We start from the raw sequence: 15,699 nt of genomic DNA, 5'->3' as shown, positions 1-15,699 counted from the left end.
CGCGACGTGAATGGGGGAGGGTTGCATGGCAGATGGCGAATACGTGCTCGAAGCACGCGGCGTCATGAAGATTTTTGGCAACCATGTCGCCCTCGACACTGTCGATTTCGGCCTGCGTAAGGGCGAAGTGCATGCCTTGCTCGGCGAGAACGGCGCGGGCAAATCCACGCTCATCAAGGTTTTGACGGGCGCCTACCAGCCTGACGGTGGCGGCATTTACATGGATGGCGCGCAGATATCGCTCGACAATCCGCTCCACGCGCAGTCTTTCGGCATCGGCACGGTTTATCAGGAGGTGAACCTGCTGCCCAATCGCTCGGTGGCGGAAAATCTCTTTCTCGGTCACCAGCCGCTGCGCTTCGGCTTCGTCAACTTCCGCAAGATGGAAGCAGACGCCCGCGTGCTGCTGGCCAATTACGACCTGCAAATCGATCCAGCCAGCGAACTGGGCACCCATTCGGTGGCCGTCCAGCAGATCGTCGCCATCGCCCGCGCGGTGCAATTGTCCGGCAAGGTGCTGATCCTGGACGAGCCCACCGCGAGCCTTGATCGCAACGAGGTGGAACGCTTGTTCGAGGTGATACGCGGCCTCAAGGCCAAGGGCCTGGCGATCATCTTCATCACGCATTTTCTCGATCAGGTTTTCGCCATTTCCGACCGCGTTACCGTGCTGCGCAATGGCAAGCTGATCGACACGCGCCCGCTCGATGATCTGAGCCGCACCGACGTGGTGCGCCTGATGCTCGGGAAGGACATCGCCTTTTCGGGCGCCACTGACATCGAGAGCAACGCAGCGCAAAACGAGGTGCTGGTCGAATTCAAGGGCTATGGGCGCAAGCGCGGCGTGCTGCCCTTCGACTTGACCATCCACAAGGGCGAGGTCGTCGGCGTCGCAGGCCTGCTCGGCTCCGGCCGCACCGAGGTGGCGCGCATCATGTTCGGCGCCGATCCTGCCGATCAGGGCACTGTCACCGTCAACGGCCAGCTCACGGCCATCCGCAAGACGACCGACGCCATCCGGCACGGCTTTGGCTTCTGTCCGGAGGATCGCAAGGCCGAGGGCATTCTGGGCGACCTGTCGGTGCGCGAGAACATCGTTATTGCACTGCAGGGCAAGCTGGGCTGGTTCAAGGCGCTCAACCGCGACGAACAGTTTGAGATTGCCGGCAGGTTCAGCGAGGCCATGGACATCAGGGCCGCCTCGCTGGACATGCCGGTCAAGCTGCTCTCGGGGGGGAACCAGCAAAAGGTCATCCTGTCGCGCTGGCTGGCCACCGATCCGGCATTTCTCATTCTCGACGAGCCAACGCGCGGCATCGACGTGGGCGCCCATGCCGAAATCGTCCGCACCATCAACCGGCTGCGCGACGAGGGCATGGCCATGCTGGTCATCTCGTCCGAGCTTGACGAGGTCGTGGCCTACAGCTCCCGAATTGTGGTGATGCGGGATCGCGAAATGGTCGCCGAACTGCGCGGTAAGAATATCAACCCCGGCATCATCGTGCAGGCGATTGCCAATAACACTGACGAGGCTGTCGCATGAAGCGGCTCCATCTCGAACGCCTCGCCAATCCGCAGTTGCTGGCGCTGGTCGCCGTCCTGCTGATCAACTGGCTGCTATTTCCCAACTTTTTCCGCATTGCCTGGCAGGACGGGCGCCTGTTCGGCAGCATGATCGACGTCATCAATCGCGGTGCGCCGGTGGCAATCCTGGCCATCGGGATGACCGGCGTCATTGCCACCAAGGGAGTCGACCTTTCCGTCGGCGCTATCATGGCAGTCTGTGGCGCGGTGGCTGCGACCATGGTGGTGGCGGGCTATCCGACCCCGATCGCCGTCATTGCGGCGCTGGCCGTCGGCTTGGCTTGCGGGCTGTGGAACGGGTTCCTCGTCGCGGTGCTCGATATCCAGCCGATCATCGCCACACTGGTCCTGATGGTCGCAGGGCGCGGAATCGCGCAGCTGATTACCGAAGGCTCCATCGTCACATTCAACGATCCGGCTCTGGTTTACCTCGGCACCGGCTCGTTCTTCGGCTTTCCGATGGCGGCGGTCATCGCCCTGGTGTTGATGATCGTCGTGACCCTCTTGGTGCGGCGAACCGCCATTGGCCTCTTCATCCAGGCCATCGGCGTTAACCGGGCCGCTGCATCGCTGGCCGGCATTCATAGCCGCATGCTGCTGATGCTGGTCTATGCGCTCAGCGGCTTCTGCGCCGCCATTGCGGGCATCGTCGTGGCCGCCGACATTCGCGGTGCCGATGCGAACAATTCCGGGCTATGGCTCGAACTCGACGCCATCCTCGCTGTGGTCATTGGCGGCACCTCGCTGCTGGGCGGCAAGTTCTCGATCCCCCTGGCCGTGGTCGGAGCGCTGATCATCCAGGCGATGAATACCGGCATCCTGGTGTCCGGCTTCCGGCCCGAGTTCAACCTCATCGTCAAGGCCGGGATGATCATCCTGATCCTGATGCTGCAATCTCCGCTGCTCGGAAACGCCATCGGTTTCTTCAAGCGCGACCCCAAGCAGGCGAATTCCCGATGAAACGCAGTCTTCGTCCGCTGGCCGCCACCGCCGTCATCTTCCTCATCGCTTATGCGGTGAGCGTGCTCCAGTTTCCGGGCATGCTCTCCACCCGCGTACTGGGCAATTTCCTCACCGACAACGCCTTCCTTGGCATCGCCGCGGTGGGCATGACCTTCGTCATCATCTCAGGCGGCATCGATCTGTCCGTCGGCGCGGTGATTGGCTTTACCGGCGTATTGGTGGCGGTCCTTATAACCTGGTTCGGCGTGCATCCGCTTGTCGCATTCGCCATCGCGCTTTTGGTTGCTGCGCTGTTCGGCGCCGCCATGGGCCTGACCATCCACTATCTGCAGGTGCCGTCCTTCATCGTGACGCTTGCCGGCATGTTCCTTGCGCGCGGTGGCGCGTCGGTAATCACCCAGGACTCGGTGCCGATCAATCATGAGTTCTACCGCACCATTTCCGAAGCGATCATCCGCCTGCCGGGTGGGGGCCGCCTGAGCTTCATTGGTCTGCTGATGGTGGCTGTGTTCCTCGTCGGCGCTCTGCTGGCACACCGCACCCGCTTCGGCTCTTATGTGTATGCCCTGGGGGGCAATACGGTTTCCGCCCTGCTGATGGGCGTGCCGGTGGCGCGCACCACAGTCCAGATCTACATGTTATCGAGTGTGCTGGCGGCCTTGTCGGGGATCGTGTTTTCGCTCTACACCTCGGCGGGTTATCCGCTGGCCGCGGTGGGTGTCGAACTCGACGCCATCAGCGCGGTGGTGATCGGGGGTACGCTGCTGACCGGGGGCTATGGCTTCGTGCTTGGCACCTTTGTCGGCGTCATGCTGCTGGGGCTGGTTCAGACCTATATCATCTTCGACGGTACGCTATCGAGCTGGTGGACCAAGATCGTGATCGGCGTGCTGCTGTTCTTGTTCATCGTGTTGCAGCGCATCATATTTGCGGCCTCCGCTCCCGGAGAAGAGTCGTCCGAGAAAGTGTAGAATGATCGAAGCAGGCAGCCTTATTCGCTCTCTATCCGGGCGACCCGCTGCACGGAATTTCCACACCTTCGTTCTGAATGAAATCGGCCTTGGCATCGTCACGGGCAGATTTCCTGTCGGCTCGATCCTTGCAAGCGACGCTGTCATGATGGAAACCTATGGGGTGTCGCGCACCGTGTTGCGCGAGGCGCTGAAGACGCTCGAGGCAAAGGGCATGATTGAAGCCCGGCCCAAGGTTGGCACGCGGGTTTCTCCCCAAAGCCGCTGGAGTTTCTTTGATCCCCAGGTCCTCAGCTGGCATTTCTACGCCAAGCCGGACCGCAGATTTTACGAGAGCCTGTTCGATATCAGACGGGCACTCGAGTTACGCGCCGTTATATTGAGCAGCAAACATCGCACCGCCGAACATGTTCGCCTGATGAAGTACTGGCTTCATCAGATGGACATGTCTGAAAGCACGTTGGAAACGCATGGTCTGGCTAGCCTTGAAATCCACAGGGTGATCGCCGAAAGCTCGGGCAACATTCTGCTGAGGTCGGTTACCGGCATTGTTGAGCTTACTTTGGCTTTGGCACTTAAGTCGCTCGCAGGGGCGGAGGCGGTCAGTTACCGCAATGGCGCCATGGAGGCTCACACAAGACTTCTGGTGGCCATCGAAGGCGGCAACAGCGCCGATGCCGAACATGCGGTCAGCGAAATCATCGACATGGATGCCGAGCACGCAATGAAAGCTGTTTCATCGCAATCCATGTAACGCTCGCGCCAATGCCGATACCCGACATGCGAATTGACGCGTTCCGCCCCAGTTTCAGCTCCATTCCGCACTACGCGCCGCCTGACCTTGGCGCTCAATACGATTGGCACAGACCGGTATTTCACGCCGACATGTCGATGTCCGCGTTCAGAATGGCAAAGAATGCCTGAACGTCCGAACGGGTGCGCCTAACCGCCGTCGGCAGGAGCAACAGAAAAGTCTATCAATTCGCCCGCAGCACCGCCTTGCAGGCGTTGGGGAGGTCGGCCAACGTCAGTGGCGGGGATGGAGGGCTGGTGCTTGGCCGATAGGGGGCGTCGGTGAACCAATAGTCGAGATCTGACCCGCAGCCATCACCGGCTGGAACCGGATTCTGATCGATACAGGATTGAGACGCGGCGGGGCATGCCAGCCTCACATGGAAGTGGTCGTCATGCCCATACCAGGGCCGAAGCTTGGCAAGGAAGCTTCGCTCGCGCCAGTTGATCGCACAGAGCGACCTCTTGATGCCAGGGGCGACAAAAACACGAGCGACGCCAGGCAGTTGTGCCGCGCGATAGATGAGAAGGCGCTGGGCTTCGCCGAATAAAGCAGGGTCAATGTCGCGAGTGCCCGCCTTCAGCACCGATATGGCAGACAGGCTCTCCCGCTCGTTCGCGGCAATGGTATGGTTCGGCATCGGCTGCAACCAGATATCCACATCGAGGCCGATTTGATGGGAAGCATGCCCACTCGCCATCGGGCCGCCACGCGCCTGCCCCATATCGCCCACAAGGATGCCCGATAGGCCATCCTGCGCTACCGCCTGGGCCAGCGACTCGATGTACTGGACAAGTTCGGCGCTCCCCCAGCGCCGGTCACGCGATAGCCGCATCGCCTGCCAACCCGGTCCATCGGTTGGCAACTGCACCGCGCCGCCGATACAGCCCTTAGCGTAACTGCCGATGACCAACTCGGGGCCCGCGGCGGGCTGGTGCATCGCGCCAAAGAGATCGCGCGCGGGCTGGGCAAAGGCGGGAGAGGCCAGCAACAGGGCGGTGATGAATGCAGCAGCCAGAATACGAAGAAGCGTCATCGCCATGCCGTCCAAATCCAACCCGCCCAGCGCCGGTCGCTGTTGGGATGTCGCAAGCAAGCTAGCATCTTGGACACGAGATGGCGACGTCATGGACTCCCGGTGCCGCTTCGCTTTGCGCCTTTGCCGGGCAATGCTGTCGTCAGCCCGTGATGACGCTTATCGGCTCTGCATACTGACAGGCCGTCAAAAGCATTGGGTCGTTCCCGCGAGCCATCAGTTCGGGAGCCTCGCGAGCGCAAAGTTCGGTGGCCTTCCAGCATCGCGTGCGGAAGCGGCAGCCGCTTGGGGATTGCTTGGGCTGGGCAGGTCACCCTGGAGCACGATCCGCTTGCGCTTGCCGCGCTGGGTGGGGTCGGGCGTCGGCACCGCCGAAAGCAGTGCCTGGGTATAGGGTGGGAAGCGCGATTGAAGATTACCTGTGGGGCCGCTTTCGATGATCTTGCCCAGATACATCACCATCACCCGATCCGAGACGTGGCGCACCACGATGCGGAACCAGTTGGCGAGGAGGTTGAAACTCATGGTGGTGAGCATGACGGCAAGGCCGGGGAAACAGGCGAGCCACCAGGCGGTCGCCAGATAACCCTGTCCCTGCGCCACCATCAGGCCCCAGCTGACGGCCGGGGCCGGATGCCGAGCCCCAGATAGGACAGGCCTGACTCGAACAGCATCGCGGCCCCACCATGCTGATCCTGGCCTCGGTCAATGTCGCCATGGTGACGATGGGCAGGATGTGATTGCGCAGGATCCAGAAAGGGCTGGCCCCGAACACGCGCGAGGCGAACAGGCGCTCGCGCACTTCGAGCGCTTCGGCGCGGGCGACGCGCATGTAGGCCGGCATGCGGGTGATGGCGAGCACAAGGATGAGATTGGTGATGCTGGGACAAAACAGGTAGAGCCCGACCAGCGCCACCAAGAGGGTTGGGAAGCCATGACGATATGGGACACCCGCATAATCAGATTGCCGACATGGCCGCCGAAATAGCCGGCCGCTATGCCGATCGACGCGGAGGCCGCTTCCGCCAGACGCGCCAGCAAGGGGCGGCCCAAAGCATCGGCGCTGAGCCAGAGCTTCCAACTGAATGAAATATCGAAAGGCGCAGGTTGCGCGCCTTGAGGTCGATGCGGTCGCCGGAGAAGGCGCCCAGGTTGAAGGCGATAATGCCCGCGACCACAATCAGGAGCCAGATCACGGCGGCCAGTGCCGTCGGGTCCCCGACCAGAGCGCGCCACGGCATTTGAGCCGGGACAGCAGGGACGAGCTGGGCGTCCGGCTTTCAACCGCACTCATTGTTCGATCCTCACGCGCGGATCGATGGCGGCATAGAGCATGTCGACAGCGATATTGATGATGAAGATGGCAACGCAGAAAATCGACGCCTGCACCAGCGCGAAGGCGCGCTTGAGAATGCCGTCGATCAGTAGCTTGCCGATGCCGGGAAAGCCGAACACCATCGTCAACCACGCCGCCACCGCCGGCAAACTGCGCCGCCAGATCCCGGTCACCGTAATGGCTGGCAGTAGCGCATTGCGCAGGGAATGCACGAAGGTGACGCGGCCGGTCCGGGTACCCTTGGCGCGGGCGGTGCGGACGAAGGCGGCATTGAGCGCCTCCCAAGGCGCGGTATGAAGTCTGGCGCCTGCAGAATAGGTGAGGTTCCTATGGAGGCACAAGCTCGCTTTGCCAGGCTAGCGTCGTCGAAATATCGGAGACCGTTTCTCCTTGAAGGCGGCCCGCCCTTCCCTGGCGTCCTCGGTTGCAAAGCAGATGGCCTGGAGATCGCGCTCATAGGCAATAGCGTCCTCAATGCTGAGGGCCCAGGCGGCGCGGAGATTGAGCTTGGCGGTTTCGGCGGCGATGGGTGCGCGCGAGGCGATGGTTTTGGCGATGGTTTTGGCTTCGGCCATCAGGGTCTCCCGAGGCACCACGCGGGACACAAGGCCCCAGCGTTCGGCCGTTGCGGCGTCGATTGGGTCGCCAGTCATAATCATCAGAGCGGCGTTGGACGGGCCCACGGCGTGGGCGAGGTTGACCGCCATGCCACCGCCGCCGATCCAACCCAGCTTGATCTCGGGCGCGGCCAAGCTGGCATTGGTGGAGGCGATGCGGATGTCACAGGTCATCGCTGTTTCGAGGCCACCCCCAAACGCGTAGCCATTGACCGCCGCGATCGAAGGCTTGAGCAGCGCCCTTATGGCGTCGCAATAGTCCGGCCGGTTGCGGAAATTCCACGCCGAGTCGTAATCGTCCAGCGTGCGGATATCCGAGCCCGCGCAAAACGCCTTCTCGCCGGCCCCGGTGATGATGACGCAGCGGATCGCATCGTCACCGTTGAAATCCTCGACCGCCGCGACCAGCGCGGCGGCCATATCCGGCGTCATCGCATTGAGCTTTTCCGGGCGGTTGATGGTGATGATGCCGACCCCATCCTCGCGTTCGACCAGGATACTCATCAGATCTTCCCCTGCACGATGGCGCCTTCGCCCAAGAGCCGGGCGATGGTGGCCTCGTCGTAGCCCGCCTCGCGCAGCACGTCGGCGGTGTCCTGCCCCGTCACAGGCGCGCCGCGATCGACGGTCGAGGGGGTCTTGGAGAACCGGATCGGAAAGCCCGGCGTCTTCACATGGCCTTCGGTTGGGTGGTCATATTCGACAAAGGTGCCGTTGTGCTTGATCTGCTCGTCCTCGAGCAGATCGGCATAGCCGTAGACCGGACCGCACCAGATATCGGCGGCGCGCAGTAATGCCAGCCATTCCGCCGAGGTTTTGGTCTTGAGGCGCTCGCGAGTCTTGGCGAAAATTTCGTCACGCCGGCTCCAGGTATCGACCTCATCGTCCATGGTCAGGAAACTGGGCTCACCGATGGTCTGCCCGAGGTTGGCCAGCTTGGGGAAGGCGACAATGATGAAGCCGTCCGAGGTGGCGAAAGCGCCGTAAGGCGCTCGGATGTAGACGTGCGCATGGGGCTCGGCCGAACGGGTCTGCGGCTTGCCGCCGACTGTGAACACCGAGAGTTCCTGCATCTGGATGGTGGTGATGGCGTCGAGCATGTTGACCTCGACTTTCTGGCCCTCACCCGTGCGCTCACGATGCAGCAAGGCGGCCAACGCACCTTCGAAGGCGTTATAGGCGGTGATGCCGTCGACGAGGTATTGCCCGGCGGCATTGGGTGGCTCGCCCTCTCGGCCGGCGGATAGCATGGCGCCCGACATGCCTTGCAGCACCAGATCCTGGCCCGGGCGGTTGAGATAAGGCCCATCCTCGCCATAGCCTGAGATCGAGACGTAGATCAGCCGCGGATTGATGGCACTCAGCGTCTCATAGTCGACGCCCAACCGTTTGGCGACGCCGGGGCGGTAGTTCTGCAGGAACACGTCGGCGGTCTTGACCAGTTCGAGCAGGATGGCCTTGCCGTCGGGGTGTTTGAGGTCGACGGCGAGGGACCGCTTGTTGCGGTTGAGCGAGAGGAACGAGACATTGACCTTGTTGCCGCGCGCGCCACCGGCAGCGGTATGGCGCTGCCATTCGCCAGTCACCGGCTCGACCTTGACCACGTCGGCGCCGAGATCGCCCAAGCGTTGCGCCGCGAACGGGCCGGCCATGGCGATGGAGCAATCGAGAACGCGATAGCCGCTGAGGATACCCATGGGAACTCCGGGTCAGTACATGATCCAGCCGCCATCGACATTGATGGTCTGGCCGGTGATGAAGGACGCTGCGTCCGAGGCGAGGAACATCAGCGCATTGGCGATATCGTTGGAATTGCCGCGGCGCTTGATCGCCTGGCTGTCGAGAATGCGCTTCTCGTAGGCAACGAGATCGGGATGGATCTTTTCGGCGTCGGTCGGGAAGGCACCGGGCGCGATGGCGTTGACGGTGATGCCATGGGCGCCGAATTCACGGGCCCAGGCGCGCGCCAGGCCAACCACGGCCGCCTTGGACTGCACGTAGGGCGTCAGGTCCGACCAACCGCCGCTGCGGGTGATCGAGGACATGTTGATGATCCGCCCCCAGCCCTTGGCCTTCATGAACGGCAGCGCGACCTGCACGCAGACGATGCCGGCATCGACATTGATGGTCTGCACGCGCTGCATTTCGGCCAGCGTGTAATCCTCGAATTTCTTTGAGGGATAGATCGCCGCATTGTTGATGACGATATCGAAGCCGCCGATGTCGTCAGCGATGGCCTGCAAGGCGCGACGCAGGCCTTCGAGATCGGATAGGTCGAGCTTGTGGATGGCGAGGCCATCGAGCTTTTTCTCAGCGGCCGCAGCCCGCAGCGTGGCGATCTTGGCGTCGTCGTTATCGACGGCGATCACGCGGGCGCCGGTCCCCAACAGATGCAGCGTGGTTTCGAGCCCAAGGCCGCCGGCGGCACCGGTATAGAGCACCGTCTTGCCCGCCAGCGAGCCGAAATTATCCTTGCCCATCAGCCGCGTCCTTCGATCTTGATATGATTGTTCGACGGCACCGGATAATCGTCATCCGGCTGTGCGGAAATGGCGCGGATGCGCGTCTCCGATGCTGCGATGGCGGCGGCGCCATCGAGAATGCGGAAGGTTGAATCATACCGCCGCTCCTCGCCATGCTGCAGCCAGATCATCTCGCCGCGATCCCGCGCCGCCTGGTTGCCCAGCACGTGGTGGGTCGATGGCTCGATGCCCAGAGCATATTGACCGGCTTGAAAATTCTGCCATTCGAACTGGCAGGGAAACTGGTCCTTGCGGGTCGTGACTTCGAAGCCAACGCCCAGCCGGTCGTTGACCAGCGCCACCGGCACTTCCCCGTTGGCGTCAGCGCCAAGCTCGTGCTGCCAGACCTGTTCGTGAAAACCGAGCTTCGGCGCCGGCAGCGTGCGATAGCCGGTATCCTGCTTGCGGTAATCGGCGCCGGCATGCGCCGCCCAGACCACGTCCTTGATCGGGGCGAGGTAGCGCGAGCCCGCGTCGAGCACCGGATGGCCGACATTGATGTGGTAACACAACATATGCGGCGTCTTGTAGAAGCCGTGATTGACCACGCGATCGGTGAGCCGGATTTCGTTGGTCCCCACCTCCGCCTCGATCCGCCGGATCAGGTGCAGGTCCTCGCCAAACACGGCCGATTGCTGCACCACGCCCTCGGCCCAGAGCAAGCAGCGGTCGCCCTCCCAGCGCTCGCCATAACCGACGAGGCGCGCCGGGATGGTGCCGACGCGGCCATGCAGCGAATGGCTGACCGTCTGCTTGGGCGAATAGACATAAGTCTCGGCGGAGACCTCGTTCATGAACAGGATATGGTCGAGACCGCAGGTGACCATCAGGCCGGAGAACGAGCGGGCCCAGGCTAGACCACCTTCCCCTTCATATTCGTGCAGACCCGGATGCCGGAAGCCGGCCGGGGAGTTCCAGCCGATGGCCAGCCCCCTGAACTCGCAATCAGCGATGTCCATCGCCCGATCGACCAGCGCCGTGAAGCGCAGACCGGTGCCGGTGCGGAATTCCAGCATGCGGATGCCGCGCTCGACGCCGTCACCCAGCGTCATCAGCCGGACGCCCGCGAACTGGCTGAGTGCGCCGGCATTTTGGGCGATCTCGCGGCGGGTATAGGTCCGTCCATTGAGCTGCACCATCGAGGTCTCCTCAGTCCAGGTGGTAGATTTCGGGGATAGTGCTCCACCACTCGCCTGGCGCGGCAGTCTTGAGCGGCGCCTGGCACGGGTCGGTCAATGCCAGCCATTGTTTGGTGATGGAGCGCTCGCCGAGCAGGGCCATGTCGGCCGCGTAGTCGGTCCCGGTGTACTCCCAATAGCCGAACAGCAGCATTTCGGGCTCGCGCAGGTAAATCGAGTAGTTGGCGATGTTTGCCGCCTTGAGCGCGGCGTCCATTTCCGGCCATGGGGTGGCATGGAGGCGCTTGTACTCGTCGAGCTTGTCGGGCTTGACCCCGATCACCATGCCCATGCGCTGGACCATCTGCCTATCCCTTGATGCCGCCGGCCGTCATGCCGCTGACGAGGTAACGCTGCGCGAACAGGAACACGATCAGCACCGGCGCAATGGCAAGCAGCGTCCCCAGCGCCAGTGACGACAGCGAGATGGTGGTCGAAGCCGCATTGGTCGGATTGAAGGCCGGCACGTTGGAGAGCAGCTCCGCCAGCCCCACCTGTACCGGCGACTTCCTGCCCGGCAATGTCACATAGGGCAGGAAGTAGTTGTTCCAGTTGCCGGTGAAGTTGAAGAAGCCCACGAGCGCAATCACCGGGGTAGCGAGCGGCATGGCGATCTTGGTGAACACCTGGAACTCATTGGCCCCGTCGACACGCGCCGCGTCCAACAGGTCGCGGGAGATGGCGGTCGAGAAGTAGATGTAGGTCAGGTAGACGCCGAACGGGAAGAACGAGAATGGCAGGATCGCCGCCAGCGGATTGCCGATCAGCTTGACGGCGCTGAGTTCGAGAAAGATCGGCAGCACCAGTGCGGTCGAGGGCACCAGCATCACGATCAAGGTCGCGGCCAGCAGAGCGCGGCGTCCGCGGAACTCGGTCAGCGCCATGGCGTAGCCGGCCGGGATCGAGATGATCAGTGTGATCGCCAAAGCTGCTAGGCAGTAGAAGGCCGAGTTGCCAATCCAGGTCCAGATCAGCCCCTTCTGGAAGGTGACAAGCGTCGTCCAGTTGGCGGCAAGTGTTTCAAAGCTGCCGAAGGCAAAGGGCATTTCCAACAGCAGCTGCCGGTCGGTCTTGGTCGGCGCCAGGACGAGCCAGACCAGCGGCACGATGAAGAACAGCACGAAGACAATGAGGATCAGGATGGCAAAGGCACGGCCCAGCCACCGGCCGGGCGTCATGCCGCCGACCGCCCTGTCCATGGAAAAATCAGACGCGCTCAAACAGGCCACCCTTGAAGACGAAGTACACGGAGAGGCCCAGCGCCACCGCCAGCAGCATCAGCGAGATGGCCGCGGAGCCGTTGAAGTCGGATTGCTTGAAGGCATAGAGGAAGGCCAACTGGTTGAGCGAATAATCCTGCCCGACCACACCACGGCTCGCCTGCGACAGCACGCGCGGCTCGACGAAGAGTTGCGTGCCGCCGGCGAATGACATGATCACCATGTAGGCGATCCACTTGCGCATGAGGGGGATCTGGATCGACCAGGCGATGCGGATGGGGCGGGCGCCATCGACGCGCGCGGCCTCGATTACGTCCTTCGGGATGTTGTTGAGGGCGCCGTACATGACGACGATCCAGCCACCAGCGCCGGTCCAGAACGCGATGACCGCAAGAACGAACGGCAGCCGATCGACCTGGACCGCGTCGACCAGCGAGGTCGAGCCGAAGGCCCTGAGCAGGAAGCCGACGGGGCTGACTGTGGGATCGAGCACGAACAGCCAGAGCATGACGCTGGAGGCGCCGGCCAGGGCACCTGGGATGTAAAACAGGAAGCGGGTGCCGGTCGAAAGCCAGCGGATGCCGATCGAATGCACCAGCAGGGACAGCAGCACGACCAGGATTACCAGCATGATCAGCCAGACGACGAGGAAAATGCCGACATGCTCGACCGCCGGCCAGAAGCGGTAGTCCTTGAACACCTTGAGGAAGTTGTCGATGCCGACGAAGGCGCCTTTCTTGGTGAAGGCGAGATAGATGGCATAGAGCGCCGGCAGCACGCCGAACGCCAGCAGGAACAGGGTATAGAGGCTGACGAACGCAGTGCCCATCCGCCCCTGCGCACGCTCGATGCTGTGGCGTTGGCCCTTGGCCTTCCGCCCGCTCGTGGTCGAGCGGGCAGTCGATTGGTCAAGCGTGGTCACGTCGTCAGACCTCCGGTCCTGCTCGCAGGTTACTCGACTGTGTAGCCGACGACCTGCGCCTCGTTCTTCATTTCCTGCTGCCAATCGGCCGACAGGTCCTTCATCGTCTTGCCGGCCACGAGGCCCGGCGTGATGATCTTGGCCCACGCGGTTTCGGGCGAGAAGTTGGGGTAGCCCCAGCCATTCCAGACGCTCGACGCCGCAGTGTTGATCGCCGCCTTGAAGTCGCCGGCATAGAAACCGCTCGCCACCTGCCCGTCGAGCCATGCATCGGCCGCCGCCTGGTAAGCCGGCAGGCCACCAGTGCCCGCAACCTTGGGGTCGGAGACGATGAACTGGAGGAAGGTCTTGATCGCCTCAGGGTTGGCGCTATGGCTCGAAGCATACCAGACGCCGCCGCCGACATTGCCGGTGACCTTCTCGCCGTCCTTCCAGTGGAGCGGAGGCGCCGCGACCCAGTCGCCCGCCTTGGCGTTGACGCCGCCCGGGTTCTGGAACAGTGCGCCGGCATACCAGGCGGGGCCCGGGATGGCGACGAGGTTGGCAGCGGTGGCGACGAAGCTGGCGCCGAACACGCTGTCGAGCGTCAGCGACTTGTTGGCCACCATATGGTCGATGAGGTTCGAGACCTTCACCGAATTGGCATCGGTCGTGTTCGACTTGAAGGCATCGCCTTCGAGCTGGAAGATCGGCGCCTGGCCGCTCCAATAGTAGATATAGGGGCCTTCGAACGCATCACCGATGCCGCCGAGGAAGTAACCCTTATGATCGGCGGCGAGCTTGTCGCCCAGCGCCTGGTATTCCTCCCAAGTGGTCGGGGCGGCATAGCCGAAGCCATCGAGCAGCGTCTTGTTGTACCAGAACAGCACCGGCGCGAGGTCGTTGCGCAGGCCATAGACCTTGCCATCAACGGTCACCGGATCGAGCGCCCCGGGGGTGAAGCCCTTCAGGAATTCCTCACCGAGGAAGCCCTCGTTCAGCACCTGCGCGAAGGCCTGAACGCCATTGGTCTCTTTGGTGGCCCAAGCGGCGTCGTTGTTCTGGGTCGAGAACACCACGTCCGGCCAGCCTTCGCCGGCTTGGTCGGCGAGGCTGATCTTGGTCTGGAAGGTGCCCGAGGCACCCGATGAGCCATCGTCCACGACGAGATTAACCGGAACTTCCGGATGGGCGGCGATGAACGCCTCGACGGCCGGCTGGCGGTTGGCGTCGGCCCAGACGGTGATGCCGGTGGCATCCTGGGCGAAGGCGGCGCCGGCGGCGAAGATCGCCGAGAGCGCTACCGTGGTGCGCAGAAGATTCATGTTGCTCCTCCCTGGAGTCGTTGTTTGCTCGAAACGTCAGGCCGCGCGCTGTTGTCCTCCGGTGCGCGGATTGAATGGGGCTTCGCCGAGCTGATCGCGCGGCAACAGATTTGGCCGCGACCAGTTTTTTCGCGCTGTTTCGCTCAGCACGAGGCCATGGCCCGGACGGTTCGGCGCATAGGCCACACCATCGCGGATCAGCACTGGTTCATCGACAAGATGATCAAAATTCTGGAACGAGTATTCGAGCCACTCGACCTCGGGCAAAGCCGCCGCCATATGAACGCCGGTTTCGAGGAAGGTATTGCCCAGCGACACCGGAATGCCGCGGTCAGCGGCAAGCCAGCCGATGCGCATGACGTCGGTCACCTGACCGTGCACATTGAGAATGTCGGTGCCACCCGCCTCCATCAGCAGGCGCTTGCCATTCGCATCGAGATATTCGCCCGAATTGATCATGGTCCAGGGCGCGGATTCACGCAGCAGGCGCAGGCCGTCATGGTCGTTGCGCAGGATCGGGTCCTCTACCCAGAGCAGCTCGTACCCGGCCTTGCGGATCGTCTCGAGCTTCATCAGCGCCTCTTTGGCGCCCCAGGCCTCGTTGGCGTCGACCATGATCTTGGCGTCCTTGCGGACGGTGCGGGTCACCAGATTGAGCCGGTGCAGATCCCATTCGAAATCGGGATTACCGACCTTGATCTTGAACGCGGGGTAGCCGATCGCGTCTGCGTGGCCGAACAGATTGACGAACTCGTCGTCGGACAGATGATAGTCCAGTCCGGACGCGTAGGCGCGAACCTGGTCGCGGGAGGAGCCGAGCAGCTTGTGCAGGGGCAGATCGACCTGCTTAGCCGCCAGGTCCCAGAGCGCAACCTGCAGCGCCTCGTGAAATGGCAGCGTATAGGCTCGCTGCTTGCCACCGCGCGGCCTGCCGACACGGTGCGCCAAGGCGGCAGGCGCTTGTCCTTCCAGCCCGGGCCAGACTTCGCTGCGAAACACGCGTTCGATTTCGGCGACATCGGGCAGCGGAAAAAACAGGGTCTGTATAAATCCCAGACCGACCGCGCCGGTATTGGCAATCAGCTCCAAGGCAGCCAAATTCGCGTCGTCGGCGCGGACCTGGCTATCGCCGATTACGCGATCGCGCGCAAACTGGAATCGAGTGAGTCTGAAATCGGCGATTTGCATGATACAACGTTCTGATCGACTAATTGATCTGTCTGATCTATCAGACGACCAGCGTAATATAGAAC

General features: G+C 62.6%; 16 protein-coding genes and 1 pseudogene. 4 read left to right on the top strand and 13 right to left on the bottom strand.

Annotated elements, in window-relative coordinates:
- Positions 1-25 precede the first annotated feature (25 nt).
- From JWP26_RS07195 to JWP26_RS07180, 4 genes are read left to right on the top strand one after another with little or no spacing between them, the layout of a single operon-like run.
- Positions 26-1,543, top strand: coding sequence for a sugar ABC transporter ATP-binding protein (locus JWP26_RS07195; protein ID WP_299725156.1), 1,518 nt, complete (start codon positions 26-28; stop codon positions 1,541-1,543).
- Positions 1,540-2,544 carry an ABC transporter permease gene (locus JWP26_RS07190; protein ID WP_299725154.1) on the top strand — a complete coding sequence of 335 codons (1,005 nt, stop codon included), beginning with the start codon at positions 1,540-1,542 and terminating at the stop codon, positions 2,542-2,544. Before JWP26_RS07195 ends, JWP26_RS07190 begins: the two co-directional genes overlap by 4 nt.
- Positions 2,541-3,518 carry a galactofuranose ABC transporter, permease protein YjfF gene (gene yjfF / locus JWP26_RS07185; RefSeq protein WP_299725152.1) on the top strand — a complete coding sequence of 326 codons (978 nt, stop codon included), beginning with the start codon at positions 2,541-2,543 and terminating at the stop codon, positions 3,516-3,518. The genes JWP26_RS07190 and yjfF overlap by 4 nt, the downstream gene beginning before the upstream one ends.
- A 1-nt stretch (position 3,519) precedes the next feature.
- The gene (locus JWP26_RS07180) at positions 3,520-4,272 is read left to right on the top strand and encodes a FadR/GntR family transcriptional regulator (protein ID WP_299725150.1); all 753 of its coding nucleotides are present in this window, start codon (positions 3,520-3,522) and stop codon (positions 4,270-4,272) included.
- A 223-nt stretch (positions 4,273-4,495) separates the two neighbouring features.
- Here the strand turns inward: JWP26_RS07180 and mepA are convergent, their stop codons facing one another.
- From mepA to JWP26_RS07115, 13 genes and pseudogenes are all read right to left on the bottom strand, one after another.
- Positions 4,496-5,353: a penicillin-insensitive murein endopeptidase gene (mepA, locus tag JWP26_RS07175; protein WP_299725148.1), complete on the bottom strand. Its 858-nt coding sequence runs from the start codon at positions 5,351-5,353 to the stop codon at positions 4,496-4,498.
- A gap of 136 nt (positions 5,354-5,489) precedes the next feature.
- Positions 5,490-5,836 (bottom strand): annotated as a pseudogene (locus JWP26_RS07170) (oligopeptide/dipeptide ABC transporter ATP-binding protein); the annotation flags it as partial.
- Positions 5,763-6,263, bottom strand: a complete 501-nt coding sequence (locus tag JWP26_RS07165; RefSeq protein WP_299725272.1) for an ABC transporter permease subunit — start codon at positions 6,261-6,263, stop codon at positions 5,763-5,765. The gene JWP26_RS07165 and the pseudogene JWP26_RS07170, both read right to left, overlap by 74 nt.
- A 374-nt stretch (positions 6,264-6,637) precedes the next feature.
- Entirely contained in the window at positions 6,638-7,024 is a 387-nt protein-coding gene (locus JWP26_RS07160) for an ABC transporter permease (protein ID WP_299725146.1), read from the bottom strand.
- Positions 7,025-7,039: 15 nt separating this feature from the next.
- Positions 7,040-7,804, bottom strand: coding sequence for an enoyl-CoA hydratase-related protein (locus JWP26_RS07155; RefSeq protein ID WP_299725144.1), 765 nt, complete (start codon positions 7,802-7,804; stop codon positions 7,040-7,042).
- Complete coding sequence (locus tag JWP26_RS07150) at positions 7,804-8,997, bottom strand: CoA transferase (RefSeq protein WP_299725142.1); 1,194 nt, start codon at positions 8,995-8,997, stop codon at positions 7,804-7,806. Before JWP26_RS07150 ends, JWP26_RS07155 begins: the two co-directional genes overlap by 1 nt.
- 12 nt (positions 8,998-9,009) lie before the next feature.
- Positions 9,010-9,780, bottom strand: a complete 771-nt coding sequence (locus JWP26_RS07145) for an SDR family NAD(P)-dependent oxidoreductase (RefSeq protein WP_299725140.1) — start codon at positions 9,778-9,780, stop codon at positions 9,010-9,012.
- Positions 9,780-10,961 (bottom strand): aldose 1-epimerase family protein, encoded by a 1,182-nt coding sequence (locus tag JWP26_RS07140; RefSeq protein WP_299725138.1) that lies wholly within the window; start codon positions 10,959-10,961, stop codon positions 9,780-9,782. The genes JWP26_RS07145 and JWP26_RS07140 overlap by 1 nt, the downstream gene beginning before the upstream one ends.
- A gap of 10 nt (positions 10,962-10,971) precedes the next feature.
- Complete coding sequence (locus tag JWP26_RS07135) at positions 10,972-11,304, bottom strand: L-rhamnose mutarotase (protein WP_299725136.1); 333 nt, start codon at positions 11,302-11,304, stop codon at positions 10,972-10,974.
- Positions 11,305-11,308: 4 nt separating this feature from the next.
- The gene (locus tag JWP26_RS07130; RefSeq protein WP_299725134.1) at positions 11,309-12,199 is read right to left on the bottom strand and encodes a carbohydrate ABC transporter permease; all 891 of its coding nucleotides are present in this window, start codon (positions 12,197-12,199) and stop codon (positions 11,309-11,311) included.
- 7 nt (positions 12,200-12,206) lie between these two features.
- Positions 12,207-13,142, bottom strand: a complete 936-nt coding sequence (locus JWP26_RS07125; protein ID WP_299725132.1) for a carbohydrate ABC transporter permease — start codon at positions 13,140-13,142, stop codon at positions 12,207-12,209.
- Between the two features lie 29 nt (positions 13,143-13,171).
- A complete protein-coding gene (locus tag JWP26_RS07120; protein WP_299725130.1) occupies positions 13,172-14,446 on the bottom strand; it encodes an ABC transporter substrate-binding protein in 1,275 nt (424 codons plus the stop codon).
- A gap of 36 nt (positions 14,447-14,482) precedes the next feature.
- Complete coding sequence (locus tag JWP26_RS07115; RefSeq protein WP_299725128.1) at positions 14,483-15,634, bottom strand: mandelate racemase/muconate lactonizing enzyme family protein; 1,152 nt, start codon at positions 15,632-15,634, stop codon at positions 14,483-14,485.
- Between the last annotated feature and the right edge of the window lie 65 nt (positions 15,635-15,699).

The sequence above is a fragment of the Devosia sp. genome (assembly GCF_028290435.1).
In the GTDB taxonomy this organism is placed as follows: domain Bacteria; phylum Pseudomonadota; class Alphaproteobacteria; order Rhizobiales; family Devosiaceae; genus Devosia.
The sequence above is the reverse complement of the archived record's forward strand: the minus strand, read 5'-3'. Positions and strand labels throughout refer to the sequence as shown.

Bases quoted from the DNA above. Each gene is read 5' to 3' on its own strand.
- JWP26_RS07155 (WP_299725144.1), bottom strand. From the start codon at position 7,804: ATGAGTATCCTGGTCGAACGCGAGGATGGGGTCGGCATCATCACCATC.
- JWP26_RS07150 (WP_299725142.1), bottom strand. From the start codon at position 8,997: ATGGGTATCCTCAGCGGCTATCGCGTTCTCGATTGCTCCATCGCCATG.
- JWP26_RS07115 (WP_299725128.1), bottom strand. From the start codon at position 15,634: ATGCAAATCGCCGATTTCAGACTCACTCGATTCCAGTTTGCGCGCGAT.
- mepA (WP_299725148.1), bottom strand. From the start codon at position 5,353: ATGGCGATGACGCTTCTTCGTATTCTGGCTGCTGCATTCATCACCGCC.
- JWP26_RS07120 (WP_299725130.1), bottom strand. From the start codon at position 14,446: ATGAATCTTCTGCGCACCACGGTAGCGCTCTCGGCGATCTTCGCCGCC.
- JWP26_RS07140 (WP_299725138.1), bottom strand. From the start codon at position 10,961: ATGGTGCAGCTCAATGGACGGACCTATACCCGCCGCGAGATCGCCCAA.
- JWP26_RS07145 (WP_299725140.1), bottom strand. From the start codon at position 9,780: ATGGGCAAGGATAATTTCGGCTCGCTGGCGGGCAAGACGGTGCTCTAT.
- JWP26_RS07195 (WP_299725156.1), top strand. From the start codon at position 26: ATGGCAGATGGCGAATACGTGCTCGAAGCACGCGGCGTCATGAAGATT.
- JWP26_RS07190 (WP_299725154.1), top strand. From the start codon at position 1,540: ATGAAGCGGCTCCATCTCGAACGCCTCGCCAATCCGCAGTTGCTGGCG.
- yjfF (WP_299725152.1), top strand. From the start codon at position 2,541: ATGAAACGCAGTCTTCGTCCGCTGGCCGCCACCGCCGTCATCTTCCTC.
- JWP26_RS07180 (WP_299725150.1), top strand. From the start codon at position 3,520: ATGATCGAAGCAGGCAGCCTTATTCGCTCTCTATCCGGGCGACCCGCT.
- JWP26_RS07135 (WP_299725136.1), bottom strand. From the start codon at position 11,304: ATGGTCCAGCGCATGGGCATGGTGATCGGGGTCAAGCCCGACAAGCTC.
- JWP26_RS07130 (WP_299725134.1), bottom strand. From the start codon at position 12,199: ATGGACAGGGCGGTCGGCGGCATGACGCCCGGCCGGTGGCTGGGCCGT.